Annotated in this window: 1 protein-coding gene and 1 pseudogene; both read right to left on the bottom strand. The window is 24.3% G+C overall.

Annotation, left to right across the window (positions count from 1 at the left end):
* Positions 1-1,831 (bottom strand): DUF2972 domain-containing protein (locus ELQ10_RS08490; RefSeq protein WP_134250462.1); only part of this gene is annotated, 1,831 nt, incomplete at its 3' end.
* A 91-nt stretch (positions 1,832-1,922) separates the two neighbouring features.
* Positions 1,923-2,077 (bottom strand): annotated as a pseudogene (locus ELQ10_RS08695) (alpha-2,3-sialyltransferase); the annotation flags it as partial.

The raw sequence follows: 2,077 nt of genomic DNA, 5'->3' as shown, positions 1-2,077 counted from the left end.
CATCTAACTCCTTACACATTTTTTCAAATTCTTGATAGTATTTCCATGATGCTACTATATCCGGACGATGTTGTTTGATATGGGTTAATTCTTCTTTAATATTTTTTTCTATATTTTTAGCAACTGATTTATTCTCTTTAAAAAATAATAATATCTGCTTTTCATTTATTAAATGTTCTTTTTTTAAATCAATTTTTATCTTAAGCTTATTTATAAACTCTTTTATGTAGGATTTAACACAATTTATCATAATTATATTATTTCGAAAAGAAGCTATTTTTTCTTTAGAAATGCAAAAAATCAAATTTTCAAAAGTTATTTTATTTTCAAATAAAATAAAGTTAATTTCGATATAGTTTTTCACTTTATGTAATTTAAAGAGTTGTTTTGTTGTAATTAAAATTTCAAATGCTTCATCAGTATTGTTTTTATCTAAGTCTTTTAAATTTGTAATTAATGTCATGGGGAATAAAACACCCAATTCATCATATGCCATACCATTATCAACATCTTTTTGGGAAAGTTTTTTTCTAAAGCAATATAAAGTATTTAATTTATCAAAAGTACAATAAGCATATTCAGGCTTAATACTAATCATGTCTAAGTAAGTAATTTTTTCTATTTTAAAAAATTGTGTTAAAAATTTTAATCTAAAAAAACTCTCAGCATAAATCCAATAAGTTTTTATATGCTCACAAGTTGGTATAGGGGATCCGAAATAATATGTATCTCTATCTAAAACCCTATCTATAGGCGTATTCAAATAAAACCAATCGAGTTTATCAATTTTAAAATTTATGTGATTTAATCCAGTTTTTAATCTCGAAATTGGATCCCTAACCAAATATAACACAGGTTTATTTTTATTTAAAAGATTTAAAAATCTTTCAAGATCTTCTCTAGAAACATAAACATGAGTGTAATCAGTATATGCTATGACATTATATTTTAAAGGACTGTTTAGCAACTGCATGAAAATGTTAGAATATATAATAAATGGGTCATGATGAATATATTTGCAAATATTTACTTCACAAAGTTCCAAATACATTGTCATTGCACCATGTCCTGATAAAGATGAACATAGCCACACAAACTCATAGTTATCCGGTAAAGGCAAATTCATCTCCCAAGCAAGTTCAGCTGGTATGTTATGATAATTGATTTTTTCATTTTTATCATTTAATTTCTTAGGATCAAGTAATGAAGGATAAGGATGGTTTTCTTTTTTGTATCTTTCTTTGAAATCATCTGATAATAACCATTCTTCTATAAGATCGAAATTTTGTATAAAATAATTAAAATTGTGAAAGATATTATCTAATATTGCTTTATAATCTTGATGAATTTTTAATATATTTTTTATTCTTGAAAATTCTTTTAAAAATAATTGTTTATTATCTATCAAACCTTCAAGGATGCTAGAGTTAATCTGATCAAATTCTTTAAAAATTTCTCTAAAAATTTGAAATTCTTTATTTGCTTTTTTAATATTATTTTTTAATTTAAATCCACCGCCTATATACCAAGTTTGATAAGCTTTGATTAAAACTTCACCTAGCATATAAGACAAATGAAATTTATATCTTAAAGCTTGCTCATAATCATTACATGCTTCTAAACTTGGATATTTGAGTTGAGGAAAAACTTGTATGGTTTGTTGATAAATTTTTTGTTCTTTTTTGTGTTGTTTTTTAATTTTATAAAGTTTTTTAAATAATGCTATATACCCTACCCCGCTACTACTGTTTGTAAAATCAATCATAGCTTGACCTAGTTTGTAAGCAAGATGATTTTTTACTCTTTCTATAGCCGAATTCGGATTATGCATAAAAGATCCCTTATAAAAATTTTATTTTTAATACAAAATAAGTTATTATTATACATTATAATTATATAATAAAAACTAAAAGAAATGAAATTTAGTTTTTATTATACTCTCTCTTCAACCTAGGCACATCTTTGAAGTAAAACTTGATATACCCCCCCCCATACCAATTCTTACTAGCCTTAATAAATTCTTCTCCTAATTTATAAGTAAAACTATTTTTTAATTTCAAAGCCTCATCATAATCAG

The organism is Campylobacter sp. US42a (genome assembly GCF_004379055.1).
Lineage (GTDB): Bacteria > Campylobacterota > Campylobacteria > Campylobacterales > Campylobacteraceae > Campylobacter_D > Campylobacter_D jejuni.
This window is presented reverse-complemented; position numbering and strand designations above follow the sequence as displayed.